This is a genomic window from Pseudomonas syringae, assembly GCF_001698815.1.
Taxonomy (GTDB): domain Bacteria; phylum Pseudomonadota; class Gammaproteobacteria; order Pseudomonadales; family Pseudomonadaceae; genus Aquipseudomonas; species Aquipseudomonas syringae_A.
The window spans coordinates 1-18,070 of record NZ_LGSI01000022.1; the positions used below are offsets into that span (position 1 = coordinate 1).

18 protein-coding genes are annotated in these 18,070 nt (G+C 59.2%); 7 read left to right on the forward strand and 11 right to left on the reverse strand.

Annotated elements, in window-relative coordinates; all coding sequences use genetic code 11:
* A partial coding sequence (locus AFK24_RS06625) for a pyridoxal-phosphate dependent enzyme (protein ID WP_139110459.1) occupies positions 1 to 247 on the reverse strand: 247 nt, incomplete at its 3' end.
* Between the two features lie 227 nt (positions 248 to 474).
* On the opposite strand from AFK24_RS06625, the gene rpiA reads away from it, so the two are divergent.
* Positions 475 to 1,146 (forward strand): ribose-5-phosphate isomerase RpiA, encoded by a 672-nt coding sequence (gene rpiA / locus AFK24_RS06630; RefSeq protein ID WP_065832504.1) that lies wholly within the window; start codon positions 475 to 477, stop codon positions 1,144 to 1,146.
* A gap of 378 nt (positions 1,147 to 1,524) precedes the next feature.
* Here rpiA and AFK24_RS06635 read toward each other — a convergent pair whose 3' ends face one another.
* The 4 genes from AFK24_RS06635 to AFK24_RS06650 form a co-directional block, all read right to left on the reverse strand.
* A complete protein-coding gene (locus AFK24_RS06635; RefSeq protein ID WP_065832505.1) occupies positions 1,525 to 2,430 on the reverse strand; it encodes an SdiA-regulated domain-containing protein in 906 nt (301 codons plus the stop codon).
* Positions 2,431 to 2,640: 210 nt separating this feature from the next.
* A complete protein-coding gene (locus tag AFK24_RS06640) occupies positions 2,641 to 3,561 on the reverse strand; it encodes an SdiA-regulated domain-containing protein (RefSeq protein ID WP_080482062.1) in 921 nt (306 codons plus the stop codon).
* 177 nt (positions 3,562 to 3,738) lie between these two features.
* A complete protein-coding gene (locus tag AFK24_RS06645) occupies positions 3,739 to 4,404 on the reverse strand; it encodes a fumarylacetoacetate hydrolase family protein (protein WP_065832507.1) in 666 nt (221 codons plus the stop codon).
* Positions 4,405 to 4,460: 56 nt separating this feature from the next.
* Complete coding sequence (locus AFK24_RS06650) at positions 4,461 to 5,855, reverse strand: FAD-binding oxidoreductase (RefSeq protein ID WP_065832508.1); 1,395 nt, start codon at positions 5,853 to 5,855, stop codon at positions 4,461 to 4,463.
* Positions 5,856 to 6,025: 170 nt separating this feature from the next.
* Here AFK24_RS06650 and serA point away from each other — a divergent pair, with 170 nt between their 5' ends.
* Both serA and AFK24_RS06660 read left to right on the forward strand, forming a co-directional pair.
* Complete coding sequence (gene serA / locus AFK24_RS06655; RefSeq protein WP_065832509.1) at positions 6,026 to 7,255, forward strand: phosphoglycerate dehydrogenase; 1,230 nt, start codon at positions 6,026 to 6,028, stop codon at positions 7,253 to 7,255.
* A gap of 86 nt (positions 7,256 to 7,341) precedes the next feature.
* Positions 7,342 to 7,872 carry a GNAT family N-acetyltransferase gene (locus tag AFK24_RS06660; RefSeq protein ID WP_080482063.1) on the forward strand — a complete coding sequence of 177 codons (531 nt, stop codon included), beginning with the start codon at positions 7,342 to 7,344 and terminating at the stop codon, positions 7,870 to 7,872.
* A 125-nt stretch (positions 7,873 to 7,997) separates the two neighbouring features.
* Here AFK24_RS06660 and AFK24_RS06665 read toward each other — a convergent pair whose 3' ends face one another.
* Complete coding sequence (locus AFK24_RS06665) at positions 7,998 to 8,435, reverse strand: DUF4399 domain-containing protein (RefSeq protein ID WP_065832510.1); 438 nt, start codon at positions 8,433 to 8,435, stop codon at positions 7,998 to 8,000.
* A 165-nt stretch (positions 8,436 to 8,600) separates the two neighbouring features.
* Positions 8,601 to 8,978 carry a DUF423 domain-containing protein gene (locus tag AFK24_RS06670; RefSeq protein WP_065832511.1) on the reverse strand — a complete coding sequence of 126 codons (378 nt, stop codon included), beginning with the start codon at positions 8,976 to 8,978 and terminating at the stop codon, positions 8,601 to 8,603.
* A gap of 80 nt (positions 8,979 to 9,058) precedes the next feature.
* Here AFK24_RS06670 and mtgA point away from each other — a divergent pair, with 80 nt between their 5' ends.
* Positions 9,059 to 9,769 (forward strand): monofunctional biosynthetic peptidoglycan transglycosylase, encoded by a 711-nt coding sequence (gene mtgA, locus AFK24_RS06675; RefSeq protein ID WP_065832512.1) that lies wholly within the window; start codon positions 9,059 to 9,061, stop codon positions 9,767 to 9,769.
* A 78-nt stretch (positions 9,770 to 9,847) separates the two neighbouring features.
* Here the strand turns inward: mtgA and rpoH are convergent, their stop codons facing one another.
* The 4 genes from rpoH to ftsY all read right to left on the reverse strand — a co-directional run bounded on the left by rpoH (position 9,848) and on the right by ftsY (position 14,127).
* The gene (rpoH, locus tag AFK24_RS06680) at positions 9,848 to 10,702 is read right to left on the reverse strand and encodes an RNA polymerase sigma factor RpoH (protein WP_065832513.1); all 855 of its coding nucleotides are present in this window, start codon (positions 10,700 to 10,702) and stop codon (positions 9,848 to 9,850) included.
* A 208-nt stretch (positions 10,703 to 10,910) separates the two neighbouring features.
* Positions 10,911 to 11,942 (reverse strand): permease-like cell division protein FtsX, encoded by a 1,032-nt coding sequence (gene ftsX / locus AFK24_RS06685; RefSeq protein ID WP_065832514.1) that lies wholly within the window; start codon positions 11,940 to 11,942, stop codon positions 10,911 to 10,913.
* Positions 11,939 to 12,610, reverse strand: coding sequence for a cell division ATP-binding protein FtsE (gene ftsE, locus AFK24_RS06690; RefSeq protein WP_020293460.1), 672 nt, complete (start codon positions 12,608 to 12,610; stop codon positions 11,939 to 11,941). The genes ftsX and ftsE overlap by 4 nt, the downstream gene beginning before the upstream one ends.
* Positions 12,607 to 14,127, reverse strand: a complete 1,521-nt coding sequence (gene ftsY, locus AFK24_RS06695) for a signal recognition particle-docking protein FtsY (protein WP_065832515.1) — start codon at positions 14,125 to 14,127, stop codon at positions 12,607 to 12,609. Before ftsY ends, ftsE begins: the two co-directional genes overlap by 4 nt.
* Before the next feature lie 354 nt (positions 14,128 to 14,481).
* Here ftsY and AFK24_RS06700 point away from each other — a divergent pair, with 354 nt between their 5' ends.
* The 3 genes from AFK24_RS06700 to rsmD are packed head-to-tail and all read left to right on the forward strand — an operon-like array spanning position 14,482 to position 17,893.
* Positions 14,482 to 15,834, forward strand: a complete 1,353-nt coding sequence (locus AFK24_RS06700; protein WP_065832516.1) for a M16 family metallopeptidase — start codon at positions 14,482 to 14,484, stop codon at positions 15,832 to 15,834.
* Complete coding sequence (locus AFK24_RS06705; RefSeq protein ID WP_065832517.1) at positions 15,831 to 17,309, forward strand: M16 family metallopeptidase; 1,479 nt, start codon at positions 15,831 to 15,833, stop codon at positions 17,307 to 17,309. The genes AFK24_RS06700 and AFK24_RS06705 overlap by 4 nt, the downstream gene beginning before the upstream one ends.
* Positions 17,309 to 17,893: a 16S rRNA (guanine(966)-N(2))-methyltransferase RsmD gene (gene rsmD, locus AFK24_RS06710; RefSeq protein WP_065832518.1), complete on the forward strand. Its 585-nt coding sequence runs from the start codon at positions 17,309 to 17,311 to the stop codon at positions 17,891 to 17,893. The genes AFK24_RS06705 and rsmD overlap by 1 nt, the downstream gene beginning before the upstream one ends.
* Positions 17,894 to 18,070 lie beyond the last annotated feature (177 nt).

Sequence of the window (18,070 nt, forward strand, 5' to 3'; positions counted from 1 at the left end):
GGCCTTGCGCGTGATTGCCCGCCGACGCGGTGACCACGCCGCGCGCCAGCTCTTCCGGGCTCAACTGCGCCAGCTTGTTGTACGCGCCGCGAATCTTAAACGAGAACACCGGCTGCAAGTCTTCGCGCTTGAGCAGCACCTGATTGCCCAGCCGTTCGGACAGCTGGCGAGCGCCATGCAGCGGAGTTTCCACGGCCACGTCGTAGACGCGGGAGGTGAGGATTTTCTTGACGTACTGTTCAAGCATCGGGGAAACATCACTGGCGAAAAAGGGCAAGGGCTCGAAGTCTACCGCGCACACTGATGGACGACCACACGAATGACGGGGTTTTCCCGGCGGCATGTCGCTATAATGCTGGCCCTTTTGAGCCATGTAGGAACGAACTTGTTGGCGAGTGGGCATTCCTGATGCAGTACGTCAGGCCCTTCGCCAACAGGTTGGCTCCTGCAAGGTCGCTTTGACTCGGAGCCCGCATGACCCAGGATCAACTCAAACAAGCTGTGGCCCAGGCCGCCGTGGACTTCATCCTCCCGAAACTGGACGACAAGAGCGTCGTCGGCGTCGGCACTGGCTCCACCGCCAACTGCTTCATCGACGCGCTGGCCAGGCACAAGGGCGCTTTCGATGGCGCGGTCGCCAGTTCCGAAGCCACTGCGGCACGCCTCAAGGGCCACGGCATTCCGGTCTACGAACTCAATACCGTCAGCGATCTGGAGTTCTATATCGATGGCGCCGATGAAAGCGACGAACACCTGCACCTGATCAAGGGCGGCGGCGCGGCGTTGACCCGCGAGAAAATCGTCGCGGCCGTGGCCAAGACCTTCATCTGCATTGCCGATGCCAGCAAACTGGTGCCGGTGCTGGGCGCTTTTCCGCTGCCAGTGGAAGTTATTCCTATGGCCCGCAGCCATGTCGCTCGCCAACTGGTGAAGCTGGGCGGCGATCCGGTCTACCGCGAAGGCGTGCTGACCGACAACGGCAACATCATTCTCGACGTGTTCAACATGAACATCACCAACCCGGTCGAGTTGGAAAGCCAGATCAACGCCATCGTCGGCGTGGTCACCAACGGCCTGTTCGCTGCGCGTCCGGCTGATTTGCTGCTGCTGGGCACCAGCGAAGGCGTGAAGACACTGACTCGATAAGCCATTGATCGGTAGGACCGGACTTGTCCGGGAAGCGGTCGGCAAAGACACAGGGTTGGGTCAAGTGAAATGATGCTGACCCATCCGCCGTCATCGGGGACAAGTCCCCTCCTACCGGCTTTGCAAGAATCAGCTAGGACCGGACTTGTCCGGGAAGCGGTGAAGCAAGCGATGAGCCATTTCTGGCAAATCAACGCTGGTCCTGCCTCCTTCGGGGACAAGTCCCCTCCTACCGGCTTTGCAAGAATCAGGTAGGACCGGACTTGTCCGGGAAGCGGTGAGGCAAACGATGAGCGATATCTGGCAAATCAACGCTGGTCCTGCCGCCTTTCGGGGACAAGTCCCCTCCTACCGATTGTTTGCAAAGCGAGACCGGCTTCACTGCTTCTTGAATACATAAAACAGATTCGGCTCGCTGACCAGATACAGCGTGCCGTCGTCGCCCATGGCGATGCCTTCGGCTTGCGGCACATTCTTGCGCAGGCCCATCTGGCCGCCGCTCAGCGAGACATTGCCAACCGGTCGTCCTTCGGTGTCGAGTTCGAGAATCTGTCGCGACTCATCAGACAGCGCCAGCAAATGCCCGCTGCGCTCGTCGAATTGCAGGCTGGACAGGTCACGCACGAACAATCCCGCATCGCGTTGCGCATTGGAGGCTACTTCGATGACATTGGGCGTATCGGTGCTGAGATTGGGAAAGCCCCGCACCTCGATGATCTGCACCGGCTTGCGCTCTTTGGCGACAAACAGCCGCTGGCCCTTGGTGTCGTACGCCAGACCTTCAAAACCGCTATTGCCGCCAGCATCAATGCCCAGGGTCAGTTGTTCGGCGTCCGCCGCGTCGAGAAACAGCGTGTCATCGTCCACGTGCACCTTGATCAGCCGTTGCTGGTATTCATCGCTGATGACGTAAATGCCAGGACTGATGTACTCCACCGCCTCGGCATCACCAAAACCGGTCAGCGCGATGCGGCGCAGAATCCGGCCATCAAGGCTCAGCTCGACCATCTCGGCATTCTTGTTGGTGACGGTGAACAGGCTTTTGCGGTCCGGATCGTAGCTGAGGGCGGAAACGTCATCGTCGAGCCCGACGATGGGCTGGGCTTCGATGATCACGCGATAGTCGCCAAGCCCAACCGTCGCGAGATCTTTCGCTTGCCACAGCACGTGCCAATTGAACCAGGCGCGCTCCATCAACCGATACTCGCGGCCCACGAAAAACATCAGCAACGCCAGGAGAATCAGGATCGGGTAGACAATTTTTGCAGTGAAGAAGCGACGCATGCAGAGGGCTCGACGATCAGACGGGCAGCATAAATACCATGCCAAACTGAATTAAAACTTAATAGCGTTGAGCCATCACCAAATTAATTGCGGGCCGCTCGTTGGAGCGAGGCTTGCCCGCGAAGACAGTATTTCAGGCTCGAAGAATCAGGGCTAATGTACTGGCCTCTTCGCGGGCAAGCCTCGCTCCAACGGATTTGTAGGTCATCCTTACTGTTTCTTGAACGAATAAAACAGGTTCGGCTCGCTGACCATGTACATCGTGCCGCTTTCATCGACTGCCACACCTTCGGCACGAGGAATGGTCTTGTTCAGGCCGTTGAAGCCGCCCAGCAGAGTCATGAAGCTGACCTGCTCACCCTTCTCGTCCAGTTCCAGCAGCAAGTGCGAATCCGCGGACAGTGCGAGGGTGTGGCCGGTGCGCGGCTCGATGCTGAGTGCCGACAGGTTGCGCATATTCAATACGAGGCTTTCGAGTTTCTGTTTGTCGCCCTCAAGCAATCCGCTGCCATCACTTTTCCAGGCAAACATCGCCGCCGGACGCTCTTCGCCAAGCAGGATTTGCTGGCGGCGCGGGTCCCAGGCGATGCCTTCAAAGCCCTTGTTCTGGTCTTTCGACGGGCCGAGGTCGTATTTCATGGCCTCGGCGATGTTTAGCGTCGTGGTGTCCGGCGCTACCTTGACGATGGTCAGCAGGTGCTGGCGCTCATCGGTGATCGCAATCAAGCCATTCTCCAGCACCGCGACGCCTTCAGGATTGCTCCAGCCCACCAGCGGAATCTTGCGCAGTACATCGCCTTTCAACGTCAGCTCGACCAGAAAAGCGTTCTTGCCCATGACCGAAAACAGGGTTTTGCTCGCAGGGCTGTAGGACAGATCAGAAGCCTCGTCCTTCTCCATGCCCGGCAGCAACTTGGCGTCGATATCAACCTTATAGTCGGGCAACCAGAAGCTGGCGGCGCGCTCGGACGGGCTTTCCAGCGCTTCCTTGATCCACAGCACGCCGCGATCATCCCAATGCAGCAGGAAAGCCACGCCGTAGCCGATCACCGCGACAAGCAGCAATCCTGCATACCAGCGCATGCGCGACAGGCGGCCTTTGGGTTTCAACAATCGGGAGCGGGTGGACATGGAGGACATTCCTGAGCAGATACGGCGTCTGGTTGCGCAATGCCCCCGAGCAGGGCCGAGGCGGGATTATCCAGATCAATTGTGAAAAAAACGCCAATTGAATGGAGCAGTGCGGATCGGACATAAAAAAGCCGCCTGCGACAGCGTCGCAGACGGCTTTTCAGGTTCAGGCCAGAATCACCGAACGCTGCTTTCGAAACGGGTGTGGCCGGTCAGTTCAAGCACCAGATCGTCTCCAGCCTGGAACGGACCAACGCCGGCTGGCGTGCCGGTCATGATCAGGTCCCCAGCTTGCAGCGAGAAGCACGCCGCCATGTGCTGAATCATCGGCACGATGGGGTTGAGCATGGAGCTGCTGTTGCCGTCCTGACGAACTTCGCCATTGATGGTCAGACGAATACCAATATCGGTCAGGTCGTCATAGGTTTCTGTCGGGACGAAAGGTGCGATAACTGCCGCGCCGTCGAACGATTTGGCCAATTCCCAAGGCAGGCCTTTCTCTTTCAGCTTCGACTGCAGATCACGCAAGGTCAGGTCCAGGCCCGGAGCGAAGCCGGAAATGGCATCCAGGACTTCTTCGCGGGTCGGGCTCTTGGTCAGCGGTTTGCCGATCAGTACGACGATTTCGGCTTCGTAATGCACCGAGCCGCGATCAGCCGGAATCGTGAACCCACCTTCCAGCGGCACCACGCAACTGCCTGGCTTGATGAACAGCAGCGGCTCGCTCGGCACCGGATTGTCCAGTTCCTTGGCGTGTTCGGCGTAATTGCGGCCAATGCACACCACTTTGCCCATTGGAAAGTGGATGCTGGTCCCGTCGACATACTTGTGCTGATAGCTCATGGCTGCTCCTGGCTCTGATCGTTGTAGGTGTTGCCACTATAAATAGCGAAGGCCGATTAAACCGCGAAGATTTTGCCCGGATTCATGATGCCGTTCGGGTCGAATACGGCTTTGACGGCCTTCATGTATTCGATCTCAACCGGCGAACGGCTGTAAGTCAGATAATCGCGCTTGGTCATGCCCACGCCGTGTTCGGCGGAAATCGAGCCGTTGTACTTCTGCACGGTTTCGAACACCCATTTGTTGACCTTGGCGCACTTGACGAAGAACTCGTTCTTGTCGAGCGCCTCAGGCTTGAGGATGTTCAAGTGCAGGTTGCCATCGCCGATATGACCGTACCAGAGCACTTCGAAATCCGGATAGTGTTCGGCGACGATCGCGTCAATTTCGCTCAAGAACGCGGGCACTTTAGAAACTGTGACCGAAATGTCGTTCTTGTAAGGCGTGAAGTGCGAGATGGTTTCCGAGATGTATTCGCGCAGCTTCCACAGGTTCTGCAGTTGCTGTTCGCTCTGGCTCATCACGCCATCCTGCACCCAGCCCTGCTCGACGCAATGCTCGAACGTCGCCAGCGCTTCGTTGGCCACGTCTTCGGTGGTCGCTTCGAATTCCAGCAGGACATAGAACGGGCACGGGGTATCGAACGGCGAAGGTACGTCGCCACGGCTCATGACCCGGGCGAATGCCTTGTCGGAAAAGAACTCGAAGGCCGTCAGATCCAGCCTGCCGTGGAAAGCATGCAGCACGGGCATGATCGAATCGAAGTCTGTGGTTCCCAGCACCATCGCGGTCAGGTTCTTCGGCGCACGGTCCAGGCGCATGGTGGCCTCGACCACAAAGCCCAATGTGCCTTCACCGCCGATGAACAACTGACGCAGATCGTAGCCGGTGGCGTTCTTGATCAGGTCTTTGTTCAGTTCGAGGATGTCGCCCTTGCCGGTGACGACTTTCAGGCCCGCAACCCAATTGCGCGTCATTCCATAGCGAATGACCTTGATCCCGCCGGCATTGGTGCCGATATTGCCGCCAATCTGACTGGAACCCGACGACGCGAAATCGACCGGATAGTACAGGCCGTTTTCTTCCGCGAGGTTCTGCAACTGCTTGGTGATCACACCCGGCTGGCAGCGTGCGGTGCGCTCGGTGAGGTTCAGTTCCAGCACCTGGTTCATGTAGTCGAACGAGACAACCACTTCGCCATTAGCTGCCACGGCTGCGGCGGAAAGCCCGGTCCGGCCGCCGGATGGCACCAGCGCAACCTTGTGTTCATTGGCCCAAAGGACGATTGCCTGCACTTGCTCGATGGTCTTGGGAAAGACGATGGCAACGGGCGCGGGTGCGTACTGCTTGGTCCAGTCCTTGCCGTAGGCCTCAAGGGAGTCGGCATCGGTCAGCACTTTGCCAGGCTCAACCAGGGTCTTCAGCTCATCTATCAGCGCAGGATGGGTCATCGACGGAACTCTCGAACAATTCATGGTCATCCTGAGAACGCTTCACGTCCAGGAATGGGGTTTCGCGGGGTGCATATGCTAGCATACGCCCCCCGCTAATCGAGCTTTCGGGCCGATAAAGCGAAGGCTTCACTTCCTGCCATTTTTCTCCGGGACACAGGTTTAAGCAGATGAGCAAGACTTCCCTCGACAAGAGCAAGATCAAGTTCCTTCTTCTCGAAGGCGTCCATCAATCCGCTGTGGACGTCCTCAAGGCAGCCGGTTACACCAGCATCGAGTACCACACCAAGTCTCTGCCGGAAGCCGAACTGAAAGAAAAGATCGCCGACGCTCACTTCATCGGCATCCGTTCCCGCACGCAACTGACTGAAGAGCTGTTCGACAACGCCAGGAAACTGGTCGCAGTCGGCTGCTTCTGCATCGGTACCAACCAGGTCGACCTGAACGCTGCCCGCGAGCGCGGTATCGCCGTGTTCAACGCGCCATATTCCAACACCCGTTCGGTTGCCGAGCTGGTACTGGCCGAAGCGATCCTGCTGTTGCGCGGCATCCCTGAGAAGAACGCATCCTGCCACCGTGGCGGCTGGATCAAGAGCGCGGCCAACTCCTTCGAAATCCGTGGCAAGAAGCTCGGCATCGTCGGCTACGGCTCGATCGGCACTCAGCTTTCCGTGCTGGCCGAAGGCCTTGGCATGCAGGTTTATTTCTACGACACCCTGACCAAGCTGCCATTGGGCAACGCGACCCAGGTTTCCAGCCTGACCGAACTGCTGGGCATGTCGGACATCGTGACCCTGCACGTTCCGGAAACCGCTGAAACCCAGTGGATGATCGGCGAGAAAGAAATCCGCTCCATGAAAAAGGGCAGCATCCTGATCAACGCGGCGCGCGGCACCGTCGTTGAACTGGACGCCCTGGCTGACGCGATCAAGGACAAACACCTGATCGGCGCGGCCATCGACGTGTTCCCGGTTGAGCCTCGCTCCAACGACGACATCTTCGAAAGCCCGCTGCGTGGCCTGGACAACGTGATCCTGACCCCGCACATCGGTGGTTCCACCGCCGAAGCCCAGGCCAACATCGGCCTGGAAGTGGCAGAGAAGCTGGTCAAGTACAGCGACAACGGTACGTCGGTGTCCTCGGTCAACTTCCCGGAAGTTGCGCTGCCGGCTCACCCTGGCAAGCACCGTTTGCTGCACATCCACGAAAACATTCCGGGTGTGATGAGCGAGATCAACAAGGTCTTCGCCGAAAACGGCATCAACATCTCCGGTCAGTTCCTGCAGACCAACGAGAAAGTCGGCTACGTGGTCATCGACGTCGATGCCGAGTATTCCGATCTGGCGCAGGAAAAGCTGCAGCACATCAAAGGCACCATCCGCAGCCGCGTGTTGTTCTAAGCTTTAAGCGTCAACAAAAAAGGAGACCTTCGGGTCTCCTTTTTGGTTTTTGGCGTTTTGTGAGCAAGGGAAAAAGGGAGAAGGTCATGACCGGAAATGGAATCAAGATCCGCACAGCGCGCAAAGCGGATCTGCCCGGAATCGTAAAGCTTCAGCACGCGAATCAACTGGCTCAAGGTGGCACACTCGCCGCCGAACTGACATCTGAGCAGATAGAAGAAATGATGTCGGACATGCCGCAGATCGTCGCTTGTCGCGACAATGAAGTGGTTGCTTTCCTGATGACGACATCCCAGACAGTGAACAGCCTGCGGCCGATCCCTGTTGTGGAAAAAACGCTCCAGACCTATGCCTACCTGGATGACGACGCCTACATCTACGGCCCGATCTGTGTCAGCGAAACCGAGCGCGGTGGCGGCCTCGCGCAGGCGATGTTCAAGCATTTGCTGGAGCTGGAGCCCGGCCGACAAGGTGTGTTGTTCATCCGGGGCGACAATGAGCCGTCGATCAAGGCGCACAAGAAGATGGGCATGAATCAGGCCGGGGAGTTCACACTCAACGGCGCGCAGTTCCAGGTCTTCGCTTACAAAGCCATGGCGCGGGACAGACGGGGTTAGCGGGCGCGTTGCGTAGGACCGGCTTTAGCCGGGAGAGCTTCATTCCTGACCAAGGAGTTTCAGCGAATGTACCGCCCCCTCCCGGTTGAAGCCGGTCCTACGGTAATGGGCTGGTGCCCAGCCGATTACTTCACATTAACCGTAATCGCCTTCGACTCGACCGACGGGTTGAGCGGGATGTGGCTCTTGTCGCCGACAATCAATTGCAAGGTGTGGCGACCCGGCGGCAAGGTGATTTCGGTTTCGGTCTGGCCTTTGCCGAAGTGGCGGATGTTATCGCTCACCGGCAACGGTGCGTTGGGGTCAGGCTGATCTTTTACGTCAATCAGCAAATGATGGTGCCCGGTATCGGGAACATCCACGCCCGCCGGCGCAACGCCCATGCCTTTAAGACCGAACTGAACCTTGAACGTACCCGGAACGGTGGAGCCGTCCTTGGGCGAGATAATGTAAACCTCGGCACCCGCAGGCGACGCGGTGTGCGGAACGTCGGCAGCATTGGCGAGAAGAGAGGCGCTCAGCAAGAGGCCCGCGAGAGCAGTTTTTACCAACAAGGTCTTCATGTTTTCTCCAGGTTTTTTTATGAGACTCAGCCATCGGACCTTGGATCCGTGGCTTCGGCTCAAGCCGCGCGAGGCTCAAGCATGATCCTTACCATAGCGCGGGACTGGAGTTATGTTTGAACCAAGTGGCTTTATGTCAGAGATTTCATGTTGCAGCGGCGGCAATCAAACCCCGCCCAGACGCCACGCGGCCAGACCGAGAATCGCCCAGCCAATCAAAAACGCCAGCCCGCCAAACGGCGTGATGATGCCCAGCTTGCTGACTCCGGTAAGCGTCAGCAGATAAAGGCTGCCGGAAAACAGCAGGATGCCGATGGCGAACGAGTAACCGGCCAGGGTCATCAAGCGGCCGGGAATCTGCGCCGCGAGCAACGCCACGCCCAGCAACGCCAGCGCATGCACCAACTGATAGAGCACGCCGGTATGGAAAATCGCCAGATATTCAGCGCTTAAGCGGTTTTTCAGGCCATGGGCAGCGAATGCACCGAGGGCCACGCCGGTGAAACCAAAGAAGGCGGCAAGCATTAAAAAGGTACGAAGCATCGAGAACTCCAGTCAAAAATCGTCCAAAGGCGCACGGTCTGTATAATGGCCCGCTCAACGGGTTCGGCCAAGCCATCTCTATGCTGCGTTTAATTGTGCAACGGTTCATCAAAGGCCTGCTCTGGTTTGCAGCGGGTAGCGTCATTCTGGTTTTGATCTTCCGTTTCGTGCCACCCCCAGGCACTGCACTGATGGTCGAGCGCAAGGTTGAATCCTGGCTCGACGGCCAGCCTATTGACCTGCAACGCGACTGGGAGCCTTGGGAAAAAATCTCCAACAACCTGAAAATTGCCGTGATTGCCGGTGAAGACCAGAAATTCGCCGAGCATTGGGGTTTTGACGTCGGTGCAATTCAGGCGGCCATCAGCCATAACGAGCTTGGCGGCTCCATTCGCGGCGCGAGCACCTTGAGCCAGCAGGTGTCGAAGAACCTGTTCCTGTGGTCCGGCCGCAGCTATGTGCGTAAAGGCCTGGAGGCGTGGTTCACCCTGTTGATCGAGATGCTCTGGTCCAAGGAGCGGATTCTTGAGGTCTACCTGAACAGTGTCGAATGGGATGAAGGCGTGTTCGGCGCCCAAGCGGCGGCGCAGCACCACTTCGGCGTCAACGCCAGCGCCCTGTCCACGCAACAGGCGAGCTATCTGGCCGCCGTCCTGCCCAACCCCCGCAAATGGAGTGCAAGCCACCCGAGCAGCTACGTGCTGCGCCGTGCCGGCTGGATCCGCCAGCAAATGCGCCAGTTAGGCGGGGATGAGTATTTGACCGGGTTGAATCATAGCCGGACGTTTTGAGCCCAAGCCTCGCTCCAACGAAAATTGACAGCCAATAAAAAACGCCCCATTCGGGGCGTTTTTTTGTTCGGCTACCGCTTACGCAGCAATCGACAACTTGAGCTTGTTCATCGCGCTTTTTTCCAGCTGACGAATACGCTCGGCGGAGACGTTGTACTTCTGCGCCAGGTCATGCAGCGTGGCTTTCTCTTCAGCCAGCCAGCGCTGATAGAGAATGTCGCGGCTGCGATCGTCCAGCACTTCCAGCGCCTGATGCAGATTGGCGGTGGAATTGTCGGTCCAGTCGGAATCCTCCAGCTGACGCGCCGGATCGTAACGGTGGTCTTCCAGATAATTGGAAGGCGACTGGAACGCGCTGTCGTCGTCGGCTTCGGCTGCCGGGTCGAACGCCATGTCGTGACCGGTCAGACGACTTTCCATCTCGCGCACTTCACGTGGCTCGACACCGAGGCTTTCCGCCACGCGATGCACTTCTTCATTGTTCAGCCAGGCCAGACGTTTCTTCTGGCTGCGCAGATTGAAGAACAGCTTGCGCTGTGCCTTGGTGGTCGCGACCTTGACGATGCGCCAGTTGCGCAGGATGAACTCGTGGATTTCCGCCTTGATCCAGTGAACGGCGAAGGAAACCAGACGCACACCCATCTCCGGGTTGAAGCGTTTCACGGCTTTCATCAGGCCAACGTTGCCTTCCTGGATCAGGTCAGCCTGGGCCAGACCGTAGCCGGAATAGCTGCGTGCGATGTGCACGACAAAACGCAGGTGGGCGAGGACCATCTGCCGAGCCGCCCCCAAATCCTGCTCATAATACAAACTCTCAGCCAGTTCACGCTCCTGCTCCGGCGTCAGCAAAGGGATGCTGTTCACGGTGTGCACATAGGCTTCCAGGTTTGCGCCTGGGGCTAATGCATAGACAGGTTGCAAAGAAGTGGTCATACGAAACGATACCTCCGACACATGACTCGTGCAGTTCAGCACTGCGAAATTGACCGGGAACCGCTAGACAAGTTCCCTAACCAAACCGCGCTCCCTCTTGGGAATACGCTATGTAGGAAGCGGCTTTAGCCGCAAGGGCCGCGAGAGCCGCGTTTTCACGTGCTCCCGGCTAAAGCCGGTCCTACATCGTCAATAGATGAAGAAAAATTTACCGAGGTGCCAACTCACTCAAATGGCGTGCTACTGCAATCCACGCACCGATATACCCCAAGAGCACCGCTCCAAGCAAGAGCGAAAGGCCATCTGCAAGCGGAACACCGGCCAGCGCGAAGTCACTTCCATACAGCCCGGCCAGCCCGACAACCGCGTCGTTGAGCCAGTCTAGACCAAAAGCCAGAACCCCCCAAGACAGAAACCCTGCCCCGAGACCATACAATGCGCCCATATAAAGGAAAGGACGCCGTACATAACTATCGGTGCCGCCAACCAGTTTAATGACCTCAATTTCCGTGCGTCGGTTCTCAATGTGCAGACGAATGGTGTTACCAATCACCAGCAGCAAGGCCAGAACCAGTAGGACAGTCAGGCCAAACACAAAGCGGTCGCCCAGTTTCAGGATCGCCGCCAGACGCTCGACCCAGACCAGATCCAGTTGGGCCTGCTGCACCTTCGGCATTTCCGCCAGACGGGTGCGCAGTGCTTCCAGCGCGGGCTTGTCGACTTCGTTCGGCGTGACCAGCACGACGCCCGGCAACGGGTTTTCCGGCAACTCCTTGAGCGCCTCGCCCAGCCCCGATTGCTGCTGAAATTCGGTCAAGGCCTGCTCGCGGCTGATGTATTCAGCGTCGGCAACCCCCGGCATCAGCTTGATTTCATCGCGCAGCTTGTCGCCTTCGCTGGCGCTGGCATCGAGCTTGAGGTACAGCGAAATCTGCGCCGCCCGCTGCCAGGAACCGCCGAGACGCTCGACGTTGTTCAACAGCAACGACAGGCCCATCGGCAGGCTCAAGGCGATCGCCATGACCAGACAGGTAAAGAAGCTGCCAATCGGCTGCTTGCCCAGACGGCGCAAACTGTCGGCCAGACTGGAGCGATGGCTTTCCAGCCAGGCATTGAACAGCGTGCCGAAATCCGGTCCGTCGTCATCGTGGCTGTTTTTCTTGGGTTTTTTCTGTGGCGTCGGTTCGGCGGCTTTTGGCGCGACGCGATCGGAAACCTTGGACGAACGTGTGGCACTCATACCCCAGCCTCCCCGTCGCCGATCAAACGACCGCGTTGCAAGGTCAGCATGCGATGGCGCATGCGGGCGATCAGCGCCAGGTCGTGACTGGCAATCAGCACGCTGGTGCCCAGCCGGTTGATGTCTTCAAACACGCCCATGATTTCCGCCGCCAGGCGTGGATCGAGGTTACCGGTCGGTTCATCGGCCAGCAGCAAAGCCGGGCGATGAACGATGGCGCGGGCGATACCGACGCGTTGCTGTTGACCGGTGGACAGATCGCCGGGGTACAAGTCGGTCTTGTCCGACAGCGCCACACGCTCCAGCGCGGAATCGACGCGCTTGTTGATCTCGGCCTTGGACAAGCCAAGAATCTGCAACGGCAAGGCGATGTTGTTGAACACGGTGCGATCAAACAGTAACTGGTGGTTCTGGAACACCACGCCGATCTGCCGACGCAAAAACGGGATCTGCGCCGTGGTGATCTGGCCCAGATCTTGACCGGCCAGCAGCAGTTTGCCCGTGGTCGGGCGCTCCATGGCCAGCAGCAGGCGCAACAAGGTGCTTTTGCCCGCACCGGAGTGACCGGTGACAAACAAGAATTCACCGCGACGTACTCGAAAGCTCAGCTCATGCAAGCCGACGTGTCCGTTCGGATAGCGTTTACCGACCTGTTCGAAACGAATCATGTGCGCTCCCGCTCCGCAAACAGAGCCTGGACAAAGGGTTCGGCTTCAAAGGTGCGCAGGTCATCAATGCCCTCGCCCACGCCGATGTAACGAATCGGCAGCCCGAACTGCTTGGCCAGCGCGAAAATCACGCCGCCCTTGGCGGTGCCGTCGAGCTTGGTCAAGGCCAGACCGGTCAGGGTCACGGTTTGATGGAACTGTTTGGCCTGGTTGATGGCGTTCTGCCCGGTGCCGGCATCGAGTACCAACAGCACTTCGTGCGGCGCGTCGGCGTCGAGCTTGCCCATGACCCGGCGAACCTTTTTCAGTTCTTCCATCAGGTTGTCTTTGGTGTGCAGACGCCCGGCGGTGTCAGCGATCAACACGTCGATACCACGGGCCTTGGCAGCCTGCACGGCATCGAAGATCACCGAAGCGGAATCCGCGCCGGTGTGTTGGGCGATGACCGGAATATTGTTGCGCTCACCCCAAACCTGCAATTGCTCGACAGCCGCAGCGCGGAAGGTATCGCCCGCGGCCAGCATGACTTTCTTGCCTTCCAGCTGCAGCTTCTTGGCCAGCTTGCCGATGGTCGTGGTCTTGCCCGCGCCATTGACGCCGACCACCAGAATCACGAACGGTCGGCGGCTGCTGTCGATGATCAGCGGTTGCTCAACCGGCTTGAGCAGCGCGGCCAGCTCGGCCTGCAAGGATTTGTACAGCGCGTCGGCATCGGTCAGCTGCTTGCGCGCGACCTTCTGCGTCAGGCTTTGAATGATCACACCCGTGGCTTCGACACCGACATCGGCGGTCAGCAGGCGGGTTTCGATTTCTTCGAGCAGATCATCGTCGATGACTTTTTTGCCAAGAAACAGGCTGGCCATGCCTTCGCCGAGACTGGCGCTGGTTTTCGACAGGCCTTGCTTGAGGCGGGCAAAGAAACCAGCTTTGGCCGCTTCGGTCACGGGCACGACGGCTGGTGGCGCAGGTTCTGGCTCTGGCGCGACGACAACTGGCGCGATCACCGGCGCAACCGGGACGATCACCGGCGCTACGGCGACTGGTTCTGGTTCCGGGACTGGCTCTGGCTCTGGCTCTGGAACGATGGTCGACTCGGGCTCAACCATTGGCACGTCAATTCGCGGCTCTGGCTGCGGCTCAGGAGTCGGCGCTGGCTGCGGATGGAAAACCACCGGCGGCGCGATTGGCGGCGTAACGTGCGGCTCAAGCTCGTCGATCAGCGCCACTGACTCTTCGGCAACCGGCAAGGTCAGCCACGGCTGGGACTGCGCAGGCGGATTGATCGGCTGCGGCTCAGCGTGGAAGGCTTCGCGCACAGGTTCAGGCGTCGCCGCCGGGACGAACTGCGGCTCAGCGACCAGCGGAGTCGATTCGACAATCGGCTCAGGCGTAGCTGTGGGTAAGTCTTGTGGCTGTTCGACTACGGTTTCCTGCGGCTTCTTGCGCAGCCATCCGAACAGGCCTTTCTTCTCGCCAGCCGGGGCTGGGTTCTTCTTGTCGTCGTTGGAACCAAACATGGAGGACGGCTATCTCAAGGTAGCGACGCGCCAGAGCGGCGCCTCTGAAAATTCTGACATGCAAAACAGACTACTTTTGCGACTGCTTGTTCAGCTGCCCGCCGAGCATAATCCGCAACTCACTGTAGGAGCGAGCTTGCTCGCGATTCGATTTATCAGGCGAAGAGCTCATCGACCGACTTAGCGCTATCGCGAGCAAGCTCGCTCCTACAGGGATGGTCAGCTACGTGACAGCCCGGCAACACAGTTGCTGAATCATTGTAATGGTCGCAGAGCACACGGATCGCTATCCTAACACCCCCGCGCCCGCCGACGCTAAGTTCACGCGGGCCGTCCTACAGGTTCAAATTACGAATGAATGCTTTAGCCCGCCGCGCCGCAGGCCTGCTGCTCAGCACAATTTGTCTGCCCCTGACAGTATTGGCCGCCGACCCGCAACCTACCCATGAATTCATGCTCGAGAACGGCCTCAAAGTGGTCGTGCGCGAAGACCACCGCGCTCCGGTGGTGGTTTCGCAGGTCTGGTACAAAGTCGGCTCCAGCTACGAGACGCCCGGCCAGACCGGTTTGTCCCACGCGCTGGAACACATGATGTTCAAAGGCAGCTCCAAAGCAGGTCCGGGCGAAGCCTCGTTGATCCTGCGGGATCTGGGCGCCGAAGAAAACGCGTTCACCAGCGACGACTACACCGCTTATTACCAGGTCCTGGCCCGCGACCGCCTGAGCGTTGCCTTCGAGCTGGAAGCCGACCGCATGGCCAGCCTCAAGCTGCCGGCCGACGAGTTCAGCCGCGAAATCGAAGTCATCAAGGAAGAGCGTCGCCTGCGCACCGACGACAAGCCGAACGCCAAGGCCTATGAACGCTTCAAGGCCATGGCTTACCCGGCCAGCGGCTACCACACGCCCACCATCGGCTGGATGGCTGACCTCGAACGCATGAAAGTCGAGGAGCTGCGCCACTGGTATGAATCCTGGTACGTGCCGAACAACGCCACGCTGGTGGTGGTCGGTGATGTAAACCCGGAAGAGGTCAAAGCCCTGGCCGAACGCTTCTTCGGTCCGATCCCGCGTCGTGACGTACCGCCATCGAAAAAACCGCTGGAACTGGCGGAGCCGGGCGAACGACTGATCACGCTGCATGTGCAGACGCAGATGCCAAGCCTGATGTACGGCTTCAACGTGCCGAGCCTGGCCACCGCTGAAGACCCGCGTTCGGTCAACGCCCTGCGCCTGATCGCTGCCCTGCTCGACGGCGGCTACAGCGCGCGCATCCCGTCGCGCCTGGAACGTGGCGAAGAACTGGTCTCCGGCGCTTCGTCCAACTACGACGCGTTCGCCCGTGGCGACAGCCTGTTCATGATCAGCGCTACGCCCAACATGCAGAAGAAAAAAACCCTGGCCAACGTGGAAGCTGGCATCTGGAAACTGCTCAACGAGCTGAAAACCAAGCCGCCTTCTGCTGAAGAGCTGGAACGGGTCCGCGCGCAGGTTATCGCCGGGCTGGTCTACGAGCGCGACTCCATCACCAGTCAGGCCAGCACCATCGGCGAGCTGGAAACCGTCGGACTGTCGTGGAAGTTGATCGACGAAGAGCTGGCATCCCTGCAAAGCGTCACCCCGGCCGATATCCAGAAGGCCGCTAGCACTTATTTCACCCGTGAGCGCCTCAGCGTTGCGCACGTTCTGCCTGAGGAGAAAGCAAAATGAGTGAGCGCAACGGCCCACGTAATACGCTGTTTGGTCTGTTGTTGAGCACCGGACTCAGTGTTTTCGCCGCACAAACGGTGCTTGCCGAAGATGCAGTCAAAACCGACGCTCCCGCGCAACCTGCACTGCAATCGCTGAAAGAGCTCGACGGCAAGGCACCCGCTCGACGCGCCCTGAACATCCAGACCTGGAAAACCGCCGAAGGCGCGAAAGTCCTGTTCGTCGAAGCCCGCGAGCTGCCGATGTTTGATCTGCGCCTGACCTTTGCCGCTGGCAGCAGTCAGGATCAGGCCACGCCCGGTATTGCCGTGCTGACCAACGCGATGCTCAACGAAGGCGTCAAAGGCAAGGACGTCAGCGCCATCGCTGAAGGTTTCGAAGGTCTGGGCGCTGATTTCAGCAACGGAGCCTATCGCGACATGGCCGTGGCTTCGGTCCGCAGCCTGAGCACAGCGGATAAGCGCGAACCTGCGCTGAAGCTGTTTTCCGAAGTGGTCGGCAAGCCTACCTTCCCGGCCGATTCGCTGGCGCGGATCAAGAACCAGTTGCTGGCCAGCTTCGAGTACCAGAAGCAGAACCCCGGCGCGCTGGCGGGCAAAGAGCTGTTCAAGCGCCTGTACGGTGATCACCCTTACGGCCATCCAAGCGAAGGCACCGCGCAGACCATCACGCCGATCACCCTGGCGCAGCTCAAGGCCTTCCACGCCAAGGCTTATGCCGCTGGCAATACGGTAATTGCCCTGGTGGGCGATTTGTCCCGCGACGAAGCGCAAGCCATTGCCGCGCAGGTCTCGGCATCACTGCCAAAAGGCCCGGCGCTGGCGAAACTGCCAACGCCTGTTGAGCCCAAGGCCGGGGAAACGCATATCGAGTTCCCGTCCAAGCAGACTCACCTGATGCTCGCGCAGCTGGGCATCGACCGTAACGATCCGGATTTCGCCGCGCTTTCACTGGGCAATTCGGTACTCGGCGGTGGTGGCTTCGGAAGCCGACTGATGACCGAAGTGCGTGAGAAGCGCGGCCTGACCTACGGCATTTCCTCGGGTTTTACCCCGATGCAGGCCCAGGGCCCGTTCATGATAGGTCTGCAGACCCGCGCCGAACTCAGCGAAAACACGCTGAAACTGGTGCAGGACATCGTGCGCGACTTCCTCGCCAACGGCCCGACCCAGAAAGAACTCGACGACGCCAAGCGCGAGCTGTCCGGCAGCTTCCCGCTGTCCACCGCCAGCAACTCGGCTATCGTTGGGCAATTGGGCGCCATCGGCTTTTATGACCTGCCGCTGACCTTCCTCGAAGACTTCATGACCCAATCACAGGAAGTCACCGTCGAGCAGGTCAAGGCCGCCATGAGCAAACACTTGAGCGCAGACAAGATGGTTATCGTCACTGCCGGGCCGACGGTCCCGCAGCAACCACTGCCGCCACCTACCGAAAAACCCGCAGAGCGACCTCTTGGGGTCCCGGAGCATTAATGGCCAATCCACGCCCAAAGGGCCATAACGGCCTGGGCCAACTACGTATCATTGGCGGGCAATGGGGCAGTCGCAAGCTGACTTTCCCTGATGCTCCAGGTCTACGCCCGACACCTGATCGGGTGCGCGAAACCCTGTTCAACTGGCTGGCGACGCACATTGAAGGCGCCCGCGTGCTGGATGTGTTCACCGGCAGCGGAGCGTTGTTCTTCGAAGCGCTGTCCCGTGGCGCGAGCAAGGGCCTGGCACTGGATAACAGCGCGGCGGCCATCGCCAGCCTGCGTCAGAACCTGACCATGCTGGGCTGCACGACCGGTCAGCTGTCGCATACCGACTCGCTGCGTTACCTGGAAAACCAGGCCGCAGAGCCGTTCGATGTGGTGTTCCTCGACCCGCCGTTCCATCAGAACCTGCTGGCCTCGGCCTGCGCTCTGCTGGAATCCCACGGCTGGCTGGCGGAAAACGCCTGGATCTACACCGAAAGCGAAACGCCGCCGTCAACGACCGGCCTGCCGGGTAGCTGGCGCCTACACCGCGAGAAAAAGGCTGGCCAGGTGTATTACGCGTTGTGGCAGCGCGGGTGATCTAGAACCGGCTTTAGCCAGGAGGGGGCATTCGCAGCAATTGCGCTGCCAGGAATACCATCCTCCCGGCTAAAGCCGGTCCTACAGGTGTAATGTCGCCAGCCTGTCGCAGTACCACTCAGCAAAAACCCGCTTACAGCGCACCCCACTTGTGGCAACTTACGCTTATCCAGCAAC